Origin of the sequence: Streptomyces fungicidicus (assembly GCF_003665435.1) — a bacterium.
In the GTDB taxonomy this organism is placed as follows: domain Bacteria; phylum Actinomycetota; class Actinomycetes; order Streptomycetales; family Streptomycetaceae; genus Streptomyces; species Streptomyces fungicidicus.
This window is the reverse complement of the sequence record NZ_CP023407.1, coordinates 4,665,007-4,685,697: the sequence shown is the minus strand read 5'-3', so window position 1 is coordinate 4,685,697 and position 20,691 is coordinate 4,665,007. Positions and strand designations below refer to the sequence as shown.

Sequence of the window (20,691 nt, the reverse complement as noted above, 5' to 3'; positions counted from 1 at the left end):
ATCTGACTCCCCAATCCGCGGGCCGCTCATGCTCAGGACTTCGGCTTGAACGTCTTCGTCAGCGTCCGCCAGGTGTCCTCGCGCAGGTCGCTGTCCCACTCGCCGGCCTTGGCCGTGTACATCAGCCCGTAGCCGAGCCGGTCGCCGACGACGGTCCCGCGGTCGACGGACCGGTAGGTGGTCCCGCCCTCCACGTAGGTGAACTCCCAGTCGGCCGTGTTCCAGCCCCGGTACTCCACCGCTTCGATCCGTATCCGCTTGTACTGCGAACGCACCATGTAGCGTTCCTGGTTCTGCCAGTCGGCGACCGGGTCGTCCTTCGGCGTGGTGGTCCAGCCGATGAGCAGCTTCTGCCCGTCCGGCCCGGTGAACCGGTCCCCGGCCGACCCCGACGACTGGAACTTCCACCCGTCGGGCAGTCCGATCGAATACCCCTGCTTGCCCTTGTGCGTCGTCTTGGCCGAGGTGCCGCCGTCGTCCTCGTCCTCGTCGCCGGCCGAGTCGTCCTTGTCACCGGCCCCGGCGCCCGCGCCGTCCGACGCAGGCCCCGACCCCGTCGCGGTGCCGGCCGGATCGGTCGCCGTGCCGTCGGTGCGGGTGCCGTCGCTGTCGTCGCTCCTGGTGTCGGCGCTCGGGGTCGAACCGGCCGTCGTACGGTCGCCGCCGCCCTTCGCTCCCGCGCCGCCCCCGTCGTCACCGAGCGTGAGGGCCAGCACCGTGCCCAGCACGGCGAGCGCCACGACCACCGCGATGATGATCAGCGTCCGCCGCGGCACCACATCGGTGAGCGGGGCTCGCGGGACGGGCCTGGCCGGCAGGTCGGGCGGCGTCATCACCGGCCACCCCGAACTGCGCCCGCCGGCTGCGGCGTTCCGCTGCCCGGGGCCCGGCGCACCCGGACCGGACGCCGTCGTCGGCTCCGTGGCGGGGGCTGCCGGGGACGCCGTACCGGAAGCCGAAGTGCCGGTGCCGCTGCCGCTGCCGGACTTGGCGCGGGCCGCGGCGGCACCGGCCGAACCGGCGGCCACCGCCGCCTTCCGCACGGAACGCAGCGCGCCGCGGAGCTTCTCCCCGGGCTGCTCGGGCAGCGGCACGACCTTCGTCGCGTCCGCCGGTTCCGGGTCGGCGTCCTGGGACGCGGGGGCGTTGACGATTGCGTTCAGCAGGGCGCGGGCGCCTCTGTCATCGAGCCGCTGGGCCGGGTCCTTGGTGAGCAGGCCGTAGATGACGTCCTTGAGCGGTCCCGCGTTCTTCGGCTCCTCGAGCGGTTCGGTCATCACCGCCGTGAGCGTCGCGATGGCGGAGCCCTTGTCGTACGGCGGGGTGCCCTCCACCGCCGCGTACAGCAGCCCGCCGAGGGACCACAGGTCGGCCGCGGGACCGGGCTTGTGCCCGCGGGCCCGTTCCGGGGAAATGTAGGAGGGGGCGCCTACCAGCATGCCGGTCGAGGTGATGGACGGGTCGCCCTCCACCTGGGCGATGCCGAAGTCGGTGAGCACGACCCGGCCGTCCTCGGCGATCAGCACGTTCGACGGCTTCACGTCGCGGTGCAGGATGCCCTCGCGGTGCGCGGAGCGCAGGACGTCCAGGATGGCGAGGCCGACCTCCGCGGCGCGGCGCGGCTCCAGCAGGCCGTCCTCCCGGATGGCCTCGGCGAGCGACTTGCCCTCGACGAGTTCCATCACGATCCAGGGCCGGTCGTCCTCCTCGACCACGTCGAAGACGGTCACGGCGCTGTTGTTGCGGATCCGTGCGATGGCCTTGGCCTCGCGCAGGGTCCGGGTGATCAGCCGCCGCTTCTCCTCCTCGTCGATGTTCGTCGGGAAGCGGAGCTCCTTGACGGCGACGGTCCGCCCCAGGGTCTCGTCCTGGGCCCGCCACACCGTGCCCATGCCGCCGCGGCCGAGCACATCTCCCAGCCGGTACCGCCCGGCGAGGAGACGTGCGCTCTTGTCCTGACGGGATGTCCCCGCCCGCTCCGCCTCCGACATGCGTCCCCTCATGCAACCCGCCCTGACAGAGCCTTCATTGTCCCTCACCCGACAAGTGGTCCACGCCCAGGGTGCCACTGGCGGCCCGCCGGGCCCCGCGCGAGCGGAACCCGGGTGCCGCTCGCGCGCCCCCGCCCTGCATGATGGGCCCCCGACAAAGGAGGAACCGGCATGCCGCCGCTGCGGACGCTACTGGCCGTTCCCGTGTCGCTGGCCCTGCTCGCGCTGGCCCCCACCGCCTCCTCGGCTCCGGCGGCCCTCTCGCCGGAAGCCCTCCTTCCGCTGCTGGTCACGCAGGGCGGCGCCCCCGCCGCGGCGCTGCTGACCCTGGAGGAGGCCGGGCCCCGCTACGCGCACGCCGGGCCGGGCATCGGGCGGGCCGACCACTTCCGCGCCGGCAGCGTCACGAAGACCTTCCTCGCCACGGTCGTGCTCCAACTGGCCGACGAGGGCCGCCTGTCGCTGTCCGACACCGTCGAGGAGCATCTGCCCGGCCTGGTGCGGGGAGCGGGCAACGACGGCCGCGCGCTGACCCTGCGTTCCCTGCTCACCCACACCAGCGGCCTGTACGACTTCACCGCCGACACGCGGGGCACCGTCCCGCTCACGGCCCTTCAGGCCGTCCGCATCGCACTCACCCACCCCCCGGCCGCACGCGGCCGCTTCTCCTACTCGAATACCAACTACGTCCTGCTCGGCCTGGTCGTCGAGCAGGTCACCGGCCGCTCGTACGCCGCAGAGACCGAGCACCGCATACTCGCCCCACTGCGTCTGACGGGCACCTCCTTCCCCGGTTCCCGCGCCTCTCTGCCCTCGCCGCACGGCCGCGCCTACGCGGCCGACGGCACCGACGTCACCCGGCTCGACCCGCGGGTGGCCGGCGCCGCGGGCGAACTGGTGACCACGCTCGCCGATCTGGACCGCTTCTACGCGGCCCTGCTCGGCGGCGAACTGCTGCCCCCGCGCCGGCTGCGCGAGATGCTCGACACCCGTGCCGCACAGGGCTCGTACGGCATGGGCCTGTTTCCCGTGACGCTCCCGTGCGGGACCACGGTGTGGGGGCACGACGGGCGCATAGCCGGCAGCTATGTGCGCACCGCGGCCACCGTCGACGGCCGGCGTGTCCTCACCTTCCGGGTGAACACGGACGCGATCGCGGATCCCGGCCTCGAACCCGCGTTGCTCGCGGCCGAGTTCTGCTCCCGCACTTCCTGGAACGAGCGGGTGCCGAACGAAGATCCCGGTTCCAGCCACCCGTTCGAGTGATGCAGGGCCGTTCGCGAAGGCCCCGGGGGCGGCCGGAGCGACTGGAGCGGCTACAGCGGCGCGATGTCCGGCGCTCCCAGCCGCGCCGCGTCCGCCGTCAGGTCGTCGGGCTGCCGCTGCGACTCCCGCTCGGCCTCCACCCGCTTCTCGTAGTGCTGCACCTCGCGCTCGATCTGGTCCTTGTCCCAGTGCAGCACCGGCGCCATCAGCTCGGCGGCCTCCCGCGCGCTGCGCGTTCCCCGGTCGAAGGTCTCGATGGATATGCGGGTGCGCCGGGTCAGCGCATCGTCCAGATGCCGGGCCCCCTCGTGCGAGGCGGCGTAGGTGATCTCGGCGCGCAGATAGTCGTCGGCCGCGCGCAACGGCTCACCCAGCGAGGGGTCCGAGGCGATGAGGTCCAGCACCTCCGCCGCCATCGCGCCGTACCGCTGCAGCAGGTGCTCCACCCGTGCCGTGTGCAGTCCGGTGCGCGCGGCGGTGCGCGCACGCGCGTTCCACAGCGCGTGGTAGCCCTCGGCGCCCACCAGCGCCGTGTCCTCGGTGACGCAGTCGGCGACGCGCATGTCGAGCCCGTGCACCGCCGCGTCCACCGCATCCTTGGCCATGACCCGGTACGTCGTGTACTTGCCGCCGGCCACCACGACGAGCCCGGGCACGGGATGTGCCACGGTGTGCTCGCGGGAGAGCTTGCTGGTGGCGTCCGACTCCCCGGCGAGCAGCGGGCGCAGACCGGCGTACACGCCCTCCACGTCGTCCCGCGTCAGCGGCACCGCGAGCACCGAGTTCACGTGTTCCAGCAGGTAGTCGATGTCGGCGCTGGACGCGGCCGGATGCGCCTTGTCGAGGTCCCAGCCGGTGTCCGTGGTGCCGACGATCCAGTGCCGGCCCCAGGGGATGACGAACAGCACCGACTTCTCGGTGCGCAGGATGAGCCCCGTCGTGGAGTGGATGCGGTCCTTGGGGACGACCAGGTGGATGCCCTTCGAGGCACGGACGTGGAACTGCCCCCGCTCGCCGACCATCGCCTGGGTGTCGTCGGTCCACACACCGGTGGCGTTGACGACCTGCTTGGCGCGGATCTCGTACTCGCCGCCGCCCTCGACGTCCTGCACCCGGGCGCCCACGACACGCTCGCCCTCGCGCAGGAAGCCGGTGACCCGCGCCCCGTTGGCGGCCTTCGCGCCGTACGCCACCGCCGTGCGGACGAGGGTCATCACGAAGCGGGCGTCGTCCATCTGCGCGTCGTAGTACTGCAACGCCCCGACCAGCGCGTCCTTCTTCAAGCAGGGTGCCACGCGCAGCGCGTGACGGCGGCTCAGATGGCGGTGCAGGGGCAGGCCCCGCCCGTGTCCGCGGGCCATCGACATGGTGTCGTAGAGCGCGACGCCCGCTCCCGCGTACAGCCGCTCCCAGCCCTTGTGCTGCAGCGGGTACAGGAACGGCACCGGCCGCACGAGATGCGGAGCGATCCTTTCCAGCAGCAGGCCGCGCTCCTTCAGCGCCTCCCTGACGAGCGCGAAGTCGAGCATCTCCAGATAGCGCAGACCACCGTGGATCAGCTTGCTGGACCTGCTGGAGGTGCCCGACGCCCAGTCACGCGCCTCGACCAGACCCGTGGACAGGCCTCGCGTCACGGCGTCGAGCGCCGTACCCGCACCGACCACGCCGCCGCCCACGACCAGCACGTCCAGCTCGTGCTCGGCCATGGACGCGAGTGATTCGGCGCGCTGCGCCGGCCCCAGTGTCGCTGTCCTCACCGCTGCCTCCCGCTCATCGGTCGCATCGGCCGCACCCGTCGGGCGAAGCCCGGTCCCCCACCCTCATGCCCAAATTCTGACCGTCCTGCCCGACTCCAGCCACCACGGACCCCCAGCCTGTGGACAACCCCTGCGGAACGACTCACCGAAACTCGGCCGATCAATCCCACATATCGGTCATATTTACTCCTAGTCTGACATTGCGCTCGCCTGTCCAGTCCACACGGCTTGCGCATCTGTCGCACTCCGGATATCGGGAAGGACGGCCCACGCCATGCCCGCAGATCTCGCCGTCATCGGACTCGGCCCGTACGGCCTGCCCCTGGCCCAGGCCGCCGTCGCCGCCGGCATCCCCACCATCGGGTACCGGACCGGCCCGGAGGCGGGCTCCCTCAGCGCCGCCGAACAGCGCCGCATGCTCGCGCAGGGCTTCCGTACGACCGCCAACGCCGCCGAGCTCGGCCGGGTACGCACCGCCGTCATCTGCGCACCGACGCCGCGCGGCGCGGACGGCGGGCTGGACCTGTCCCAGCTGGAGACGGCCGCCCGCACCCTCGCCGCGCGGCTGCGCCCGCACACCACGGTGATCCTCGAGTCCCCCGTGCCCCCGGGGACCACGGAGGGGCCCCTGCTGCGCCTGCTGGAGTCGGGCTCGGGTCTGCGCGCGGGGCGGGATTTCCACCTCGCGCACTCCCCCAGCCGGGTCGACCCCGGCAACCGGGACTTCTCCCCGGCCAACACCCCGAAGGTCATCGGCGGCCTCACCCCCGCCTGCACCGAGTCGGCCGCCGCCTTCTACGGGCGGATCACCGACAAGGTGGTCCGCGCGCGGGGCCTGCGGGAGGCGGAGACCGTACAGCTCCTGGAGACCAACTTCCGGCACGTCAACATCGCCCTGGTCAACGAGATGGCCGCCCTCTGCCACGACCTGGGCATCGACCTGTGGGACGTCCTCAGATGCGCGGAGACCAAACCCTTCGGCTTCCAGGCGTTCCGGCCCGGTCCCGGCGTCGGCGGCCACACCGTCCCCCAGGACCTGACCGCCCACGCGGGCCGCACCCTGCGCATGGCGGAACTGGCCCAGGAGGTCAACAGCCGCATGCCCCGCTACGTCGTGCAGCGCGCCGCCGCCCTCCTCAACGAGCACGGCAAGTCCGCGCGCGGCGCGCGGGTGCTGCTTCTCGGCGTGACGTACAAGCCCGACCTCGCCGACCAGCAGGGCGCCCCGGCCCAGGAGATCGCGGTCCGGCTGATGGAGCTGGGCGCCTCCGTCAGCTACCACGACCCGCACGTACCGTCCTGGAACGTCCTCGACCGGCCCGTCCCCCGCGCGGACTCCCTCTACGAGGCCGCCGCCGAGGCCGACCTGACGGTCCTCCTCCAGCAGCACCGCACCTACGACCTCCAGGGCCTGTCGGTAAAGGCCCAGCTACTCCTGGACACCCGAGGAGCAACCCCCACGGGCGCGGCGCACCGGTTGTAGCGGGGGCGCGCAAGGGCTGCCCGTGCCACCGGGGTTGCTGGTGGGCGGACCACCGCGCGGGTACGGTAGAAAACAGGCGGAGCCCACCGCAGCGGGTACTGCGGCAGGCTCCTGAGCAGTGAACGGAGTGTCCACCCCTAATTCTCGTAGGGGTGGCCGCTCACTTCCCGTGAATCCACAAGATGCACCTCCTGCGGAACTTCACCATCCGCAGACGGATCCGGTCCCAGGCGGTGGGCTTGCGGTGACGGCCCATGGCGCGCCCCCTTCCACGATGCCGCCAGTAGCCCGTAGGCGGTCCGTCTGGAATTCGGGCCGGGCCCCGAGGGCGGGGTCCGGAACGATCTCCTTGGAAGGGGGCGCCCCAGAGAACTGGGTCGCCGGGCACAGACGCTACCGACTCGGCACCGCCCGTCCCCCGCGTTTTGCCCCCAATGACAACTACGCGCCCCCGGAGCACCGCGTGCGCCCCCGGGGCGTGCGAAAGGGCCGGTCACCCCGGGATGGGGTGACCGGCCCTTTCGGTGGTGGCCGGGAGCCGGGTGGGGTTCAGCGGCGGTGCTGTGAGTCCCCGACCGTCACCTCGACGCGCTGGAACTCCTTCAGCTCGCTGTAGCCGGTCGTGGCCATCGCGCGGCGCAGGGCGCCGAAGAGGTTCATCGAGCCGTCGGGGGTGTGGGACGGGCCGGTGAGGATCTCCTCCAGCGTGCCCACCGTGCCGAGGTCGACCTTCTTGCCGCGCGGCAGCTCCTCGTTCACGGCCTCCATGCCCCAGTGGTGGCCGCGCCCGGGCCCGTCCGTCGCGCGGGCCAGCGGGGAGCCCATCATCACGGAGTCCGCGCCGCAGGCGATCGCCTTGGGCAGGTCGCCGGACCAGCCGACGCCGCCGTCCGCGATCACGTGCACGTACCGGCCGCCGGACTCGTCCATGTAGTCGCGGCGGGCGGCCGCCACGTCGGCGACCGCGGTGGCCATGGGGACCTGGATGCCGAGCACGTTGCGCGTGGTGTGCGCGGCGCCGCCGCCGAAGCCGACCAGGACACCCGCCGCGCCGGTGCGCATGAGGTGCAGGGCGGCGGTGTAGGTGGCGCAGCCGCCGACGATCACCGGGACGTCGAGCTCGTAGATGAACTGCTTCAGGTTCAGCGGCTCGTGCGAACCGGAGACGTGCTCCGCCGAGACCGTCGTGCCGCGGATGACGAAGATGTCCACACCCGCGTCGACGACGGCCTTGGAGAACTGGGCGGTGCGCTGCGGGGAGAGCGCCGCGGCGGTGACCACGCCCGAGTCGCGCACCTCCTTGATGCGCTGCCCGATCAGCTCCTCCTTGATGGGAGCCGCGTAGATCTCCTGCAGGCGCCGGGTGGCCGCCTCGGCGGGCAGGCCGACGATCTCGTCCAGCAGCGGCTGCGGGTCCTCGTAGCGCGTCCACAGGCCCTCGAGGTTCAGCACGCCGAGGCCGCCGAGCTCGCCGATGCGGATCGCCGAGGCCGGCGAGACGACCGAGTCCATGGGGGCGGCCAGGAACGGCAGCTCGAAGCGGTAGGCGTCGATCTGCCAGGCGATCGAGACCTCCTTCGGGTCCCGCGTACGGCGGCTGGGGACGACGGCGATGTCGTCGAAGGCGTACGCCCGGCGGCCGCGCTTGCCGCGCCCGATCTCGATCTCAGTCACGTCTGTGGCCTTTCCCTGATGCGTTGCAGCGCCTTCCAGTATCCCCGACGGACACGCCGAGGGCGGTCCCGGAGGTGCCCGGAACCGCCCAGGAAGGCCTTCTGCCTACTTGCTGCGGCTGTAGTTCGGTGCCTCGACCGTCATCTGGATGTCGTGCGGGTGGCTCTCCTTGAGGCCGGCGGAGGTGATCCGCACGAACCGCCCGTTGTCCTGCAGCTCGGGCACGGTGCGCCCGCCGACGTAGAACATCGACTGGCGCAGGCCGCCGACCAGCTGGTGGACGACCGAGGAGAGCGGGCCGCGGTAGGGCACCTGGCCCTCGATGCCCTCGGGGACGAGCTGCTCGTCGGAGGCGACGCCCTCCTGGAAGTAGCGGTCCTTGGAGAACGACTTGCGGTCGCCGCGCGTCTGCATGGCGCCCAGCGAGCCCATGCCGCGGTACGACTTGAACTGCTTGCCGTTGATGAACAGCAGCTCGCCCGGGGACTCCTCGCAGCCGGCGAGCAGCGAGCCCAGCATCACGGTGTCGGCGCCCGCGACGAGGGCCTTGGCGATGTCGCCGGAGTACTGCAGACCGCCGTCGCCGATGACCGGGACTCCGGCCTCCTTGGCGGCGAGCGCGGCCTCGTAGATCGCGGTGACCTGCGGGACGCCGACGCCGGCGACGACGCGCGTGGTGCAGATGGAGCCGGGGCCGACGCCGACCTTGATGCCGTCGCAGCCCGCGTCGACGAGCGCCTTCGCGCCGTCACGGGTGGCGATGTTGCCGCCGATGACGTCGACGCCCGAGGAGTTCGACTTGATCTTGGCGACCATGTCGCCGACCAGCCGGGAGTGGCCGTGCGCGGTGTCGACGACGATGAAGTCGGCGCCCGCCTCGATCAGCGCCTGGGCCCGCTCGAACGCGTCACCGGCGACGCCGACCGCGGCGCCGACCAGCAGCCGGCCCTCGGCGTCCTTCGCCGCGTTCGGGTACTTCTCGGCCTTCACGAAGTCCTTGACCGTGATCAGGCCCTTGAGAACGCCGGCGTCGTCGACCAGCGGAAGCTTCTCGATCTTGTGGCGGCGCAGCAGCTCCATGGCCTCGGGCCCGGAGATGCCGACCTTGCCGGTGACCAGCGGCATCGGCGTCATGACCTCGCGGACCTGCCGGGTGCGGTCGGTCTCGAAGGCCATGTCACGGTTGGTGACGATGCCGAGCAGCCTCTTGTTGCCGTCGGTGACCGGGACGCCGCTGATGCGGAACTTGGCGCACAGCGCGTCGGCCTCGGCGAGCGTGGCGTCCGGGTGGATGGTGATCGGGTCGGTGACCATGCCGGACTCGGAGCGCTTCACCAGGTCGACCTGGTTGGCCTGGCCCTCGATGGACAGGTTGCGGTGCAGGACGCCGACGCCGCCCTGGCGGGCCATCGCGATCGCCATGCGGGACTCGGTCACCTTGTCCATGGCGGCGGACAGCAGCGGAATGTTGACCCGCACGTTCCGGGAGACGTACGAGGCGGTGTCGATCTGGTCGGGCGCCATGTCCGACGCGCCCGGCAGCAGCAGCACGTCGTCGTAGGTCAGCCCGAGTGTCGCGAATTTTCCGGGCACTCCGTCGACGTTGGCAGTCATGACACCTTCCCCAAATGGCCTTGATCGGTGCGGATGTCCATGCTAACGGGAAGCGAGGGTGTCTCATTCCACGGTTTCGCACGGCTCCCGGCCTCGTACGTTCGTACGGGACTGTTCATACGGGACCGGCTGATCTTCTGTTCATACGCCGAAGGGGCGGCGCGACGGCGGCTCCTACTGCTCCGCCAGGGCGCGCAGCCGGCTCAGCGCGCGGTGCTGGGCCACCCGGACGGCGCCTGGTGACATTCCCAACATCTGTCCAGTCTCCTCCGCCGTGAGGCCCACGGCGATCCGCAGCAGCAGCAGCTCGCGCTGGTTCTCCGGCAGGTTGGCCAGCAGTTTCTTGGCCCATGCGGCGTCGCTGCTGAGCAGGGCGCGCTCTTCCGGGCCGAGCGAGTCGTCGGGACGCTCCGGCATCTCGTCGGAGGGCACGGCCGTGGAGCCGGGGTGCCGCATCGCGGCCCGCTGCAGGTCGGCGACCTTGTGCGAGGCGATGGCGAAGATGAACGCCTCGAACGGGCGGCCGGTGTCCTTGTAGCGGGGCAGCGCGAGGAGCACCGCCACGCAGACCTCCTGGGCGAGGTCCTCCACGAAGTGCCGGGCGTCGCCCGGGAGGCGGGACAGACGGGTGCGGCAGTAGCGCAGGGCCAGGGGATGGACATGGGCGAGCAGATCGTGCGTGGCCTGCTCGTCCCCGTCGACCGCGCGATGGACGAGCGCACCGATCGCCCCTTGGGCAGTGCCCGCCTCGTCGTCGCGCATCGGTCCATGGTGCCTTGCGGACGTCGGGTCCGCGGCACCGTGTCCCTTGTTGTGCACCGAAGCGTTATGAGCAGGTGCGCCGGAACTCATACCCTGCGCCCTCCCCTTCCGCTCGACCGACTCGTCCCCGAGGAACTCCACACCTCAAGGATGCGGCATCCGCGGCGAAACGAGCAGTGGGCACCCTCCGGCCACGACGGACGCCCAGGTGGGCCGGGCTTCCGGTGCCGCCCCCGAGGGTGCTCGTCCGGTACCGGTCCCGCGCGGGAGCGCCGGACGCGGCGCCCCGGGGGACGCCCGCGTCACCGAACCCGCCCGGCGGCATCACGCGAGCGGCGGCTCGCGCGCGTGCGGAGCCACCACGGGAAGCGCCACCCGCGGACGGCACCGGCGCCCGCGCCGACGCACCCGGAAGGCACCCGGGTGCCGGCGTCACCGCCGGCCGGAAGCGTCCACGTGTCCGCACCGCCCCACAGGTGAGGCGTCCGCGCGCCCCGGCACGGGGCACGGCATCCGCGCACAGCCGGCGGCACACGGGCCCGGCGCCGGGCGGGGGCGTGGGGGTGCCCCCGTTCACCGGTCCGCGCTCGATGCCGTACGCCGCTGTCGGCCCGGCCCGAAGGACGGGCCCTAGCGCACGAGCCCCCACCGGAAGCCGAGCGCCACCGCGTGGGCCCGGTCCGAGGCGCCGAGCTTCTTGAAGAGCCGGCGGGCGTGGGTCTTGACGGTGTCCTCGGAGAGGAACAGCTCACGGCCGATCTCCGCGTTGGAGCGGCCGTGGCTCATGCCTTCGAGGACCTGGATCTCCCGCGCGGTGAGCGTGGGCGCCGCGCCCATCTCGGCGGAGCGCAGCCGGCGCGGGGCGAGCCGCCAGGTCGGGTCGGCGAGCGCCTGGGTGACCGTGGCCCGCAGCTCCGCTCGGGAGGCGTCCTTGTGCAGATAGCCGCGCGCGCCGGCGGCCACCGCGAGCGCCACACCGTCGAGGTCCTCGGCGACGGTGAGCATGATGATGCGCGCTCCGGGGTCGGCCGACAGCAGCCGGCGGACCGTCTCGACGCCGCCCAGGCCGGGCATGCGTACGTCCATCAGAATCAGGTCGGAGCGGTCGGCCCCCCAGCGGCGGAGGACTTCCTCCCCGTTGGCGGCCGTCGTCACGCGCTCGACGCCGGGCACGGTCGCGACCGCGCGGCGGAGCGCCTCTCGGGCAAGCGGGGAGTCGTCGCAGACGAGGACGGAAGTCATGGCCGCCCTCCGCAGCTGATGCGCGTCACCTTGAGCCTCCAGGCTGGTACGAAATCGTCACCTGTGCGGTCGACCGCCTCGGACGCCCGCCCGAGCGCTTGTTCCTTCAACCGCCTCGCACTCTCAACGACGGTCACTCGAAAGAGTTACGGGGCCGTCTGCCATCTTCGGCACTCTACGTGAGGAAGCGAACACGATGGAGATATGCGCCCCGGACCCCCGAACTTTCACCACAACCCGTGCCCCATTCAGCCCCTTTTCTTCCCCTTTGCTGGTGTCCGGGGCTAGATTCGCAATGAGTCATATTTTCATCTCCTTGGATCGTAGTTGTACGGTCTGGACACCGGATCCGCCCAGAACGGCTACAAGGGGTCACGCAATGGCAGATTTCTCCCGCCTTCCCGGACCGAACGCGGACCTGTGGGACTGGCAGCTCCTCGCCGCCTGCCGCGGGGTGGACAGCTCGCTCTTCTTCCACCCGGAGGGCGAGCGTGGTGCGGCGCGAAGCGCTCGCGAGAACTCGGCCAAAGAGGTCTGCATGAGGTGCCCGGTACGGGCCGAGTGCGCGGCCCACGCGCTGGCGGTACGCGAGCCGTACGGCGTGTGGGGCGGACTGACCGAGGACGAGCGCGAAGAGCTCATGGGGCGGGCGCGCAACCGGCTGGTGTCGGCGTCGGCCTCCGGAGGGCACACCGCTTCGAACAACTGAAGGAACGTTTCTCCAGAACGCGGGGCACGTACGCGTGCCGCCGCTACTGCCGTATCTGCCGTTTCTGCCGTTTCCCGCCCCGGAGGGCCGGTCAGCCGCCCTCACGCACGGTGACCACACGCGCGAGAGCCACGGTCACCGGGCGGCCGCCCCCGCCAGCTTGTCCAGCGTCGCGCCGACCGCCGGCACCTGGGCGAGGTCCGGAAGCGTGAGGGCGACGATCTCCCGCCGCACGGCCGGCTCCAGCGCCACGGTGCGCACCCCGCGGGGCCGTACCGCCTCGAGTGCCAGCTGGGGCAGGACCGCGACCCCGAGTCCGGCGCCGACCAGTCCGGCGACCGCCGGATAGTCGTCGGTCGCGAAGTCGATGCGCGGGGTGAAGCCGGCCGTCTCGCACACCTCGACCAGCTGGCCCCGGCAGCGCGGGCAGCCGGCGATCCACGGCTCGTCGGCGAGTTCGTCTATGGCGACGGACTCCGCGCGGGCGAGCCGGTGCCGCTCGGGCACGAGCCCCACCAGCCGGTCCGACAGCAGCGGCCGCACCACCAGGTCGTCCCACTCCTCGGCGCCCGCCGCCCCCTCGTACCGGAAGGCCAGCGCCACGTCGCAGTCGCCCTCGCGTAGCATCTCCACCGAGCGCGGCGGTTCGGCCTCCTCCAGGGACACCCGGGTGCCGGGGTGGGCGTCGCGCAGCGCGGCGAGGGCCGCCGGGACCAGCGTGGAGCTGCCGCTGGGGAAGGAGACGAGCCGGACCCGCCCCGCGCGCAGCCCGGCGATGGCGGCGACCTCCTCCTCCGCGGCGGTCAGCCCGGCGATGATCCCGGCCGCGTGGCGTACCAGCGCCGACCCGGCCTGCGTCAGGCGCATCTCCCTGCCGGTGCGTATCAGCAGGGGCGTGCCCACGGACGCCTCCAGGGCCTTCATCTGCTGGCTGACGGCGGGCTGGGTGCAGCCCAGTTCGCGGGCGGCGGCGGAGAAGGAGCCGGTGGTGGACACGGCGCGGAGCACGCGGAGATGACGGGCTTCGATCACCCCACAAGGATAAGCGGTCCTTTGACACGGCGCCGAATAACGCGTCGACGCTTTGGCCCCGGATCGCTTACCGTGCGACCCATGAAGCTTCTGTCAGTGAACCTGGGTCGCCCCGAGGCCGTGCCGTACACGGACCAGCGCGACGGCGTGACCGGTATCGACAAGCGGCCCGTGGACGGACCGGTCAGGGTGGCGGCGCCGGGGGCCAAGGGGGCCGGCGGAAGCGGACTGGCCGGGGACGCGGTGTGCGAGACACGCCATCACGGCGGGGACGACCAGGCGGTGTACGCCGTGGCCCGCGAAGACCTCGACGAGTGGGAGCGCACCCTGGGGCGCCCGCTGGCGAACGGCTCGTTCGGCGAGAACCTCACCACCGAGGGGATCGACGTGTCCGGTGCGCTGATCGGTGAGCGCTGGGCGGTCGGGCCCGAGGTGGTCCTGGAGATCACTTCGGGGCGCATCCCCTGTCGTACCTTCCAGGGCCATCTGGGTGAGAAGGGCTGGGTGAAGCGGTTCACTCAGCGGGCGGCGCCGGGTGCGTATCTGCGGGTGATCCGGCCCGGTGGGATACGCGCGGGCGACGCGGTACGGATCGTGCACCGGCCGGACCACGAGGTGACGGTCGCGCTGCAGTTCCGCGCGGTGACGACCGAACGGGCGCTGCTGCCCCGGCTGCTCGCCGCCGAAGGGGCGCTGCACCCGGAGGCGCTGGCGACGGCCCGGACGTACGTGGAGAAGTACGGGGCGGGGTCGCCGGCCTGACGGCGCACCACGGGACCGGCACCGAGCGGACGGCCCTCCTCCGGGTAACTACTCTTGCGCCATGACAACGGCTCTGATTACGGGATCGACGGCGGGGATCGGTGCCGCGTTCGCGCGGCGGCTGGCGGCCGACGGACATGATCTGGTGCTGGTCGCCCGCGACACGGGCCGGCTCCGCGAGCAGGCGACCGAGCTGCACGACCGCCACGGCATCGAGGCGGAGGTGCTGACCGCCGACCTGGCGCAGGACAAGGGCATCGAGGCGGTGGCCGACCGGCTCGGCGACCGCAAGAACCCCGTCGACCTGCTGATCAACAACGCCGGCTTCGGCAACAAGGGCCGTTACCTCGACGTCTCCATGGCCGACGAGCTGCGCATGCTCAAGGTGCACTGCGAGGCGGTGCTCCGGCTGACCTCCGCGGCGGCGGAGGCGATGCGTGAGCGCGGCCGCGGCGGTGTCGTGAACGTCGCCTCGACCGCCGCGTTCGTGCCGCGCGGGACCTACGGGGCGTCCAAGGCGTGGGTCGTGCAGTTCACCCAGGGCGCGGCGCTGGACCTGGCGGGCGCCGGCGTACGGCTGATGGCGCTGTGCCCGGGCTTCGTGCGCACCGAGTTCCACGAGCGGGCGGGGATGGGCACGGACAACATCCCCAACTGGATGTGGCTGGACGCGGACAAGGTCGTCGCGGCGGCGCTCGCGGACCTGGCCCGCGGCAAGACGGTGTCGATCCCGGACCCGCGCTACAAGGCCCTGATGGGCGCGGCGAAACTGGTCCCGCGCGGGCTGCTGGGCGGCTTCTCGTCACGGACGGGACGGAAGTACGGACCGCGCTGACGGCGTCCCCGCGGGTACCGCGGTCACGCCGGGACGGGGGCCGCGCCCCGCGAGAGGATGGGTGGTGTCAGAACCCGGACCCAGGGGGGACCGGAGGCGAGCGCCATGACCTTCATGCAGCTCATCGACTGCAGGACGAACCGGTTGGAGGAGATCGACCGGCTGCTGGACCAGTGGGTCGAGCAGACCAGGGGGAAGCGGACGGCGACGCACGCGGTGGTCGGCAAGGACCGCTCGGACACGTCCCACGTCGTCGAGATCGTGGAGTTCCCGTCGTACGAGGAGGCGATGCGGAACTCGAAGCTGCCGGAGACCGACCGGATCTTCCGGGAGATGGTCGCCCTGTGCGACGGCATGCCGACGTTCACCGACCTGGACGTGGTGCGCGACGCGCGGCTCAACACGGACACCGCGCGACGCTTCTTCGAGGTGCTGACCACCGAGGACGACCTGTCCGCGATGACGGGGCTGGTCGAGGAGCACTACCACGACCACGATCCGGCGAACGAGCAGGACATCGTCGGCCTCGACCACCTCCGGCGCGAGATGGACGTGTGGCGCGGCGGCTTCGACTTCGCGTTCCGGATCGAGGACCGGCTCGCGGAGGGCGACCGGGTGTGCACCCGGTGGAGCTGGGAGGGCACCCACAAGGGCGACTTCCTCGGCATCCCGGCGACGGGGAAGAAGGTCGCCATGACGGGCACGACCGTCTTCCGCTTCGGCGGCAACGGGAAGATCGTCGAGGGATGGTGGCAGTACGACCGGCTGGGCCTGATGACACAGCTGGGGGCGCTGGAACCCACGGAGCTCTGAGCCGCCCGAGCCGCGCCGTCGGCACGCGGACCGCGACCCGGCTCCGGCGCCGCCGTCCGCCGCGATGCCGGACCCGCGGGCACCCAGGCTCGGGGACGCCTCCACGCCGGAGGCCCTCACCGGTGGTGAGGGCCTCGTGATGCGGCGTGGGAGGACGGCGATGCCGGCGCGCTAGGACAGCGGCGGCTGCCACCACTCGACGTAGCCCCAGCCGCCCACGGTGGCGATCAGCCACAGCAGCAGCACCAGGGAGATCCGGAGCTCCAGGTAGCGGCCCGCCTTGATGTTCAGCCCCGACCGGTCGAGCCGGAAGTCCCAGGCGGGCGTCTCCCGCACGGTGCCCTCGCAGGTCGCGCACCCGTGGGTGCCTTCCGTGTCCCGCTTCTTGGTGGCCATGTCCCGCACCGTCCTCTCATCGTGTCCCGCACGGACTCTATAACTCTACCTAGGTCATACACAACCTAGGTAGAGTTGCCGGAAGGCGCGAGGCGCTCGACTATTCCGCTGGAGGCAACATAAGTCATGGACAAGGTAGGTAGAGTTAGCGATATGAGTGGATTCCGAATGACCAAGCAGACCGAGCTGGTCCTCAGGGAGCTGCTCCGGAACCCGACGCGGGCCCAGTACGGGCTGGCAATCGGTCAGGCGGTGGAACTGCAGAGCGGGACCATCCAGCCCATCCTGGCCAGGCTCGAACGAGCGGGGATACTGGAGAGCTTCTGGGAGGACCCCGACGAGCACGTCGCAAGCACTCCACCCCGGCCCCGACGCCGCTACTACCGGTTCACCACGGACGGTGCGGAGCAGGCCCGCGTGGCTTTGGCCCTGGCTCTGGCCCGCACCAGCAGAAGCAGGCCGGTGAAGCCCGGCACGGTCGCCCCCACTCCCGTCACGGACTGATCGGACTGCACATCGATGGTCACCGCTCTCGCCGCCGCCGTCCTGTTCGTCTCGGCGGCCCTGCTCCTGGCCCTCGCCCTGCTGATAGCGGTGCGCGGCAGGAAGTCGACAGCACAAGCGATCAAACAGCTACCCGAACCGCTCGACGCGTTCCTGGGCCGGGTGGGCAGGCGGCTCGTGTCCCTGTGGCGGACGAGCCCCGAAGGGGGACAGCACGAGGGGCAGCCCGCGGCCACCCCCGAGGAGGCCCGGGTCGGCGTCAGGCTGCGCTTCATCGGCGCCTTCCTCCCCGACGGTGAGAAATGGCGGCTCGAGGAGACGATGAATCACCGCAACGAGCTGCGGAAGCAGGGCGGACGCCTGCCTCGGTTCTACTACCTGGTCAGTTTCGCGGGAGCGTGCAGGATGCGCTGGGAAACATGGGCGGACCCCAAGCGGCAGGTCGACTGAGACCGGACGGCGGCGCGAGGGGAGAGCGGCCAACGGGGCCCCCACAGTTGTGGGGGCCCTTCGCGTGTTCGGTACGGACACGGATTGCCATGCTCACGTCATTCAGCTATTGGCTGACCGACATGGGCATAATGGCATGGGCATACAGGCGTAGGCGTTCCGTGCATAGCAGAGAAGGTACCGGGTACGCGCACGACGGAAGGAGCGGCGATGACACCCCTTGTTGATCCCAGCCTCAACAGGCGAAAGCTGCGTATCGCGCTGCGCAGGGCCCGGGAAGCCGCCGGCCTCACTCAGCGCGAGGCCGCGGAGCGCGTGGAGTGGTCCCTGTCCAAATTGGTCCGGGTGGAGAACGGCGCGGTGAGCATCTCCGTGACCGACCTGCGCGCCCTGGCCCAGATCTACGGCATCACCGACCCCGCCGTGGTCGAGGAACTGGAGGCCGCGGCCCGCGGAAGCAAGGGTCCCAGCTGGTGGTCCAGTTTCCATGATGTCGTCAATCCGCAGTTCGCCCAGTACCTGGGGTACGAGACCGCGGCCGTCAGCCTGACCACGTACCACCCGATCGTGGTGCCGGGCCATCTGCAGACCCGCGGCTACGCGGAGGCGCTGCTGCGTTCTCGTGTCCTCGACCCCGAGCGGCTCGAGCGCGTGGTGGACCTCAGAATGAGGCGCCAGGAGCGGATGTTCGGGGGCGACGGCCCTCGGGAGACGCTGTTCTTCCTCGACGAGGCCGCAGTCCGGCGCCGGGTCGGCGGCGACGCGGTGATGGCCGGGCAGCTCCAGCAACTGCTGGAGTTCGCGGACCGGCCCGGCGTCACGCTGCGCGTCCTGCCCTTCGAGGCGGGCGCCCACTACAGCACCCTCGGCAGCTTCGTCCTGCTCGGCTTCACCGACGACGAGGACCTGCTGTACCTGGAGTACGCCACCGGCAGCATGACCGGGGGTGAGAACCCCGAGCTGCTGGAGCGTTACCACGAGTGCCTGGAGCAGATCTCGCGCCTGGCTCTCGACGCGTCCGAGTCACTCGGTCTGATCGGCCGCGTCAAGCAGGGTCTGGACAGAGCCTAGCCGGGCCGGGCCCCGCGGAACCCACATGAGCAGGGGGAGGATCGAGGTGACGAGAGCGGCGTGGCGGCGCCTGCGGGAGCTGCTCGTTTCCAGAAGAAGGCAGGACCCTGCGGACTCGGCCGACGAGCCCGCGGAGGAGGACGCAGGGACACCCGGGCGGGAGGGGGGAACCGGCCCCGCGCGCCCCGCCCCCGTTCCGGAGGGGTCCGTGGAGCGGATCGTCGGTTGCTCCGCCGTACTCGCCCTGCTCTTCGTATCGAGCGTGTCGATCGTCGCGCTCAGCATGCCCCACGACTCGTGGAACGCCTCATGGAAGTCCGTCACCTGGATCGTGGTCAGCCTGGTGATCGCCATACCGGCCGCCGCACTCGCCTGGTGGGGCGGGAAGGCCCTGCAACGCCGGAGGAAGGGCCCTATCGGGGCGAACCCGCCCGTGGAACGTACGGAAGGCGATCAGAGCTCGGTGGGGAAGCCGTGACGGAGTAACGTCCGCACCACAGGCCCGCACTCACCGACACTGCGAGCAGCACGGCCACCCACAGCACTCGCTTCGCCAGCAGGCTCTCCACCAGGAGGGACGCGGCGGCCGCGGTACTCGTGGCGACCGCCCCGACGGCGAGCAGGAAGAGCGCGGGGGGCGCGACGCCGAGGGAGCGGGACCGACCCTCACCCCCGAGCCTCCGCGCTGCAGACTTCTCGATGCCCATAACAGCCCCACACTTTCTGCCGTCCGCCCGAAAGGATGTCATGCGTCCCTTGGTTCTCCGCGTGCGACAGCACTGAGGAAGCCCGTCCAGGCGAGGGCGGTGAAGCGCAGCACGGTCGCGGCAGGTCGCTTCGAGTCCCGCGCAAGGACATGCCTCGCGAGTACGGCCACCTCCACACACTCCGACTCGTTGCCGCAGGCACTGCTTCTACGCCATAAGGGTCGCCCCTCATGAACCACCGCGGTCTCCCCCCGATCCCCCAAGCTGCCCGAAATGGTGCCCGTCAAGCGTAGTGGCCGACCGTCCACGGCCGCAGGCGAGTACCGAAATCCCTGGCTTCACCTTCGCCATTGGTACCCGGCCGACCACAAGGAGCTACCTGTCATTCAGGTTAGGGTCAGCTCACCTCGGATGCCATACGAGAACTGGCCCATTCGGGGTACGCCGGTCCTCACGCGGCACCGACGAGCGCCGACCGCGTGTACCGGGCTCATGGCGCCGCTCGCGCCCAGCGGCTGAGCGTCTCGCTCCTCTCGTCGTACGTGAGCCAGGTGCCGTCGCCGAGCGGGCGTACGTAGCTGTCGACGGGGCCCGTCGGGTACGTGACCACTCCGCGTATGCGCAGTGTGTGCGCGTCGAGCAGCCAGTGGCGGGCCTGCTCCGGCTCCTCGTCGGCCTCGACCGTGGAGGCGATGACCGTGCCGGCGTCGACGAAGCCGCAGCCGTAGTCCCAGTAGGTCTCGTCCCCGCTTCCGGCTCCGTCCTCGTCGTCGGCCGGCTCGGGCTCCTGCTCGGCGATCACCGTGCCGTCCAGGGCGTGCAGGCGCAGGTCGGCTCCGTAGTGTTCGACCGTCAGGAAGCCCGGGTGCCCCGCGTGGACGTCCGTCAGGATGCGGTCCAGTCCCTCGTTCACGTCCCAGCCGGTCAGCTTCTCGCCGTCCCAGCGCGCCCAGTACAGCAGGATGCCGTCCTGGCCCATGCCGATGCCCAGACCCATGTGCGTACCGTCCGGGTGGGAGAGGTGGTTCGAGCCGGCCGCCGCGCTGTCCAGCGGCAGCGACGCCAGCTCCCGTCCGTCCCGGGCGTCCAGGACGACCCAGCGCTCCTCCGCTTCGCCCGGCTCCTGCTCGGCCACGACATGGGCCCACACGAGCCGGCCGTCGTCCGAGATCCGGCAGGAGCCGCTCTCCAGACCACGGCACACCTCCTGCTCGTCCCCCGTGTGCGGGTGACCGAGCTCGGGGCCCCAGCAGCCGTGCCGGTACTCCCACAGCGTCCGGCCGCCCGCAGCCATCGCCCGTACCGAGCGCTGACCCGAGAACACCGCGAAGGTGCCGTCGGGGCTCACCGAGTGGACGCCGTGGTCCCAGCGCGGCCAGGGAAGCGGGAAGACGGCCGCCGGCGCCCGCTCCCCCGCGAACAGCTCCCGGAGGTCGTGGACCTCCAGCTCGTGCCCGTTCCGGAGGAGGGCGCGGTGCGAACCGTCCCCCCGGCTCTCCAGGGCGAACCCGTTGACCAGTACGCGCCCACCCGGCAGCCTCACCGAATCGCGCAGTTGTGCGGTGATCGACATGGCCCGAAGGTAACCGGCCCCACTGACAGAGCAGCCGCCGGCCAGCAGGT

20 protein-coding genes are annotated in these 20,691 nt (G+C 71.4%); 10 read left to right on the top strand and 10 right to left on the bottom strand.

Going from position 1 to position 20,691, the window contains the following annotated elements; all coding sequences use genetic code 11:
• Positions 1–32 precede the first annotated feature (32 nt).
• On the bottom strand, positions 33–1,991 hold the full coding sequence (locus tag CNQ36_RS21605) for a serine/threonine-protein kinase (protein WP_121547195.1): 1,959 nt from the start codon (positions 1,989–1,991) through the stop codon (positions 33–35).
• Between the two features lie 171 nt (positions 1,992–2,162).
• Between CNQ36_RS21605 and CNQ36_RS21600 the strand changes: the two genes are divergently transcribed.
• Complete coding sequence (locus tag CNQ36_RS21600; protein WP_121547194.1) at positions 2,163–3,257, top strand: serine hydrolase domain-containing protein; 1,095 nt, start codon at positions 2,163–2,165, stop codon at positions 3,255–3,257.
• 50 nt (positions 3,258–3,307) lie between these two features.
• On the opposite strand, the gene CNQ36_RS21595 is transcribed toward CNQ36_RS21600, so the two are convergent.
• The gene (locus CNQ36_RS21595; RefSeq protein WP_004926946.1) at positions 3,308–5,014 is read right to left on the bottom strand and encodes a glycerol-3-phosphate dehydrogenase/oxidase; all 1,707 of its coding nucleotides are present in this window, start codon (positions 5,012–5,014) and stop codon (positions 3,308–3,310) included.
• Between the two features lie 274 nt (positions 5,015–5,288).
• On the opposite strand from CNQ36_RS21595, the gene CNQ36_RS21590 reads away from it, so the two are divergent.
• Complete coding sequence (locus CNQ36_RS21590) at positions 5,289–6,497, top strand: nucleotide sugar dehydrogenase (RefSeq protein WP_121547193.1); 1,209 nt, start codon at positions 5,289–5,291, stop codon at positions 6,495–6,497.
• Between the two features lie 549 nt (positions 6,498–7,046).
• On the opposite strand, the gene CNQ36_RS21585 is transcribed toward CNQ36_RS21590, so the two are convergent.
• From CNQ36_RS21585 to CNQ36_RS21570, 4 genes are all read right to left on the bottom strand, one after another.
• Positions 7,047–8,171: a GuaB3 family IMP dehydrogenase-related protein gene (locus CNQ36_RS21585; protein ID WP_004926952.1), complete on the bottom strand. Its 1,125-nt coding sequence runs from the start codon at positions 8,169–8,171 to the stop codon at positions 7,047–7,049.
• A 105-nt stretch (positions 8,172–8,276) separates the two neighbouring features.
• Positions 8,277–9,785, bottom strand: a complete 1,509-nt coding sequence (gene guaB / locus CNQ36_RS21580) for an IMP dehydrogenase (protein WP_004926954.1) — start codon at positions 9,783–9,785, stop codon at positions 8,277–8,279.
• A gap of 174 nt (positions 9,786–9,959) precedes the next feature.
• On the bottom strand, positions 9,960–10,547 hold the full coding sequence (locus tag CNQ36_RS21575; protein WP_004926956.1) for a sigma-70 family RNA polymerase sigma factor: 588 nt from the start codon (positions 10,545–10,547) through the stop codon (positions 9,960–9,962).
• A gap of 630 nt (positions 10,548–11,177) precedes the next feature.
• Positions 11,178–11,789, bottom strand: coding sequence for a response regulator transcription factor (locus tag CNQ36_RS21570; protein WP_003948568.1), 612 nt, complete (start codon positions 11,787–11,789; stop codon positions 11,178–11,180).
• A gap of 379 nt (positions 11,790–12,168) precedes the next feature.
• Between CNQ36_RS21570 and CNQ36_RS21565 the strand changes: the two genes are divergently transcribed.
• Positions 12,169–12,498 (top strand): WhiB family transcriptional regulator, encoded by a 330-nt coding sequence (locus CNQ36_RS21565; RefSeq protein ID WP_004927066.1) that lies wholly within the window; start codon positions 12,169–12,171, stop codon positions 12,496–12,498.
• Between the two features lie 135 nt (positions 12,499–12,633).
• Here the strand turns inward: CNQ36_RS21565 and CNQ36_RS21560 are convergent, their stop codons facing one another.
• Positions 12,634–13,530 (bottom strand): LysR family transcriptional regulator, encoded by an 897-nt coding sequence (locus CNQ36_RS21560; protein WP_004927069.1) that lies wholly within the window; start codon positions 13,528–13,530, stop codon positions 12,634–12,636.
• A gap of 81 nt (positions 13,531–13,611) precedes the next feature.
• On the opposite strand from CNQ36_RS21560, the gene CNQ36_RS21555 reads away from it, so the two are divergent.
• The 3 genes from CNQ36_RS21555 (at position 13,612) to CNQ36_RS21545 (ending at position 15,940) form a co-directional block, all read left to right on the top strand.
• Positions 13,612–14,292, top strand: a complete 681-nt coding sequence (locus CNQ36_RS21555; RefSeq protein ID WP_121547192.1) for an MOSC domain-containing protein — start codon at positions 13,612–13,614, stop codon at positions 14,290–14,292.
• A 61-nt stretch (positions 14,293–14,353) separates the two neighbouring features.
• Positions 14,354–15,127, top strand: a complete 774-nt coding sequence (locus tag CNQ36_RS21550; protein WP_121547191.1) for an SDR family NAD(P)-dependent oxidoreductase — start codon at positions 14,354–14,356, stop codon at positions 15,125–15,127.
• Positions 15,128–15,232: 105 nt separating this feature from the next.
• On the top strand, positions 15,233–15,940 hold the full coding sequence (locus CNQ36_RS21545; RefSeq protein ID WP_121547190.1) for an ester cyclase: 708 nt from the start codon (positions 15,233–15,235) through the stop codon (positions 15,938–15,940).
• 171 nt (positions 15,941–16,111) lie between these two features.
• Here CNQ36_RS21545 and CNQ36_RS21540 read toward each other — a convergent pair whose 3' ends face one another.
• Entirely contained in the window at positions 16,112–16,336 is a 225-nt protein-coding gene (locus CNQ36_RS21540) for a hypothetical protein (RefSeq protein ID WP_121547189.1), read from the bottom strand.
• Between the two features lie 153 nt (positions 16,337–16,489).
• Here CNQ36_RS21540 and CNQ36_RS21535 point away from each other — a divergent pair, with 153 nt between their 5' ends.
• From CNQ36_RS21535 to CNQ36_RS34810, 4 genes are all read left to right on the top strand, one after another.
• Positions 16,490–16,840, top strand: coding sequence for a helix-turn-helix transcriptional regulator (locus tag CNQ36_RS21535; protein WP_228313035.1), 351 nt, complete (start codon positions 16,490–16,492; stop codon positions 16,838–16,840).
• 15 nt (positions 16,841–16,855) lie between these two features.
• Positions 16,856–17,290, top strand: coding sequence for a hypothetical protein (locus CNQ36_RS21530; protein ID WP_121547187.1), 435 nt, complete (start codon positions 16,856–16,858; stop codon positions 17,288–17,290).
• Positions 17,291–17,500: 210 nt separating this feature from the next.
• Positions 17,501–18,361, top strand: a complete 861-nt coding sequence (locus CNQ36_RS21525; protein WP_121547186.1) for a helix-turn-helix domain-containing protein — start codon at positions 17,501–17,503, stop codon at positions 18,359–18,361.
• Between the two features lie 208 nt (positions 18,362–18,569).
• A complete protein-coding gene (locus CNQ36_RS34810; RefSeq protein WP_163013324.1) occupies positions 18,570–18,839 on the top strand; it encodes a hypothetical protein in 270 nt (89 codons plus the stop codon).
• 267 nt (positions 18,840–19,106) lie between these two features.
• Here CNQ36_RS34810 and CNQ36_RS35335 read toward each other — a convergent pair whose 3' ends face one another.
• Together CNQ36_RS35335 and CNQ36_RS21510 are read right to left on the bottom strand one after the other, a co-directional pair.
• A complete protein-coding gene (locus tag CNQ36_RS35335; RefSeq protein ID WP_228313034.1) occupies positions 19,107–19,307 on the bottom strand; it encodes a DUF397 domain-containing protein in 201 nt (66 codons plus the stop codon).
• A 251-nt stretch (positions 19,308–19,558) separates the two neighbouring features.
• Entirely contained in the window at positions 19,559–20,641 is a 1,083-nt protein-coding gene (locus CNQ36_RS21510; protein WP_121547184.1) for a hypothetical protein, read from the bottom strand.
• Positions 20,642–20,691: the final 50 nt, after the last annotated feature.

Bases quoted from the DNA above. Each gene is read 5' to 3' on its own strand.
- CNQ36_RS21550 (WP_121547191.1), top strand. From the start codon at position 14,354: ATGACAACGGCTCTGATTACGGGATCGACGGCGGGGATCGGTGCCGCG.
- CNQ36_RS21555 (WP_121547192.1), top strand. From the start codon at position 13,612: ATGAAGCTTCTGTCAGTGAACCTGGGTCGCCCCGAGGCCGTGCCGTAC.
- CNQ36_RS21590 (WP_121547193.1), top strand. From the start codon at position 5,289: ATGCCCGCAGATCTCGCCGTCATCGGACTCGGCCCGTACGGCCTGCCC.
- CNQ36_RS21510 (WP_121547184.1), bottom strand. From the start codon at position 20,641: ATGTCGATCACCGCACAACTGCGCGATTCGGTGAGGCTGCCGGGTGGG.
- CNQ36_RS21575 (WP_004926956.1), bottom strand. From the start codon at position 10,547: ATGCGCGACGACGAGGCGGGCACTGCCCAAGGGGCGATCGGTGCGCTC.
- guaB (WP_004926954.1), bottom strand. From the start codon at position 9,785: ATGACTGCCAACGTCGACGGAGTGCCCGGAAAATTCGCGACACTCGGG.
- CNQ36_RS21540 (WP_121547189.1), bottom strand. From the start codon at position 16,336: ATGGCCACCAAGAAGCGGGACACGGAAGGCACCCACGGGTGCGCGACC.
- CNQ36_RS21565 (WP_004927066.1), top strand. From the start codon at position 12,169: ATGGCAGATTTCTCCCGCCTTCCCGGACCGAACGCGGACCTGTGGGAC.
- CNQ36_RS21535 (WP_228313035.1), top strand. From the start codon at position 16,490: ATGAGTGGATTCCGAATGACCAAGCAGACCGAGCTGGTCCTCAGGGAG.
- CNQ36_RS21570 (WP_003948568.1), bottom strand. From the start codon at position 11,789: ATGACTTCCGTCCTCGTCTGCGACGACTCCCCGCTTGCCCGAGAGGCG.
- CNQ36_RS21525 (WP_121547186.1), top strand. From the start codon at position 17,501: ATGACACCCCTTGTTGATCCCAGCCTCAACAGGCGAAAGCTGCGTATC.
- CNQ36_RS21605 (WP_121547195.1), bottom strand. From the start codon at position 1,991: ATGTCGGAGGCGGAGCGGGCGGGGACATCCCGTCAGGACAAGAGCGCA.
- CNQ36_RS21545 (WP_121547190.1), top strand. From the start codon at position 15,233: ATGACCTTCATGCAGCTCATCGACTGCAGGACGAACCGGTTGGAGGAG.
- CNQ36_RS21530 (WP_121547187.1), top strand. From the start codon at position 16,856: ATGGTCACCGCTCTCGCCGCCGCCGTCCTGTTCGTCTCGGCGGCCCTG.
- CNQ36_RS21600 (WP_121547194.1), top strand. From the start codon at position 2,163: ATGCCGCCGCTGCGGACGCTACTGGCCGTTCCCGTGTCGCTGGCCCTG.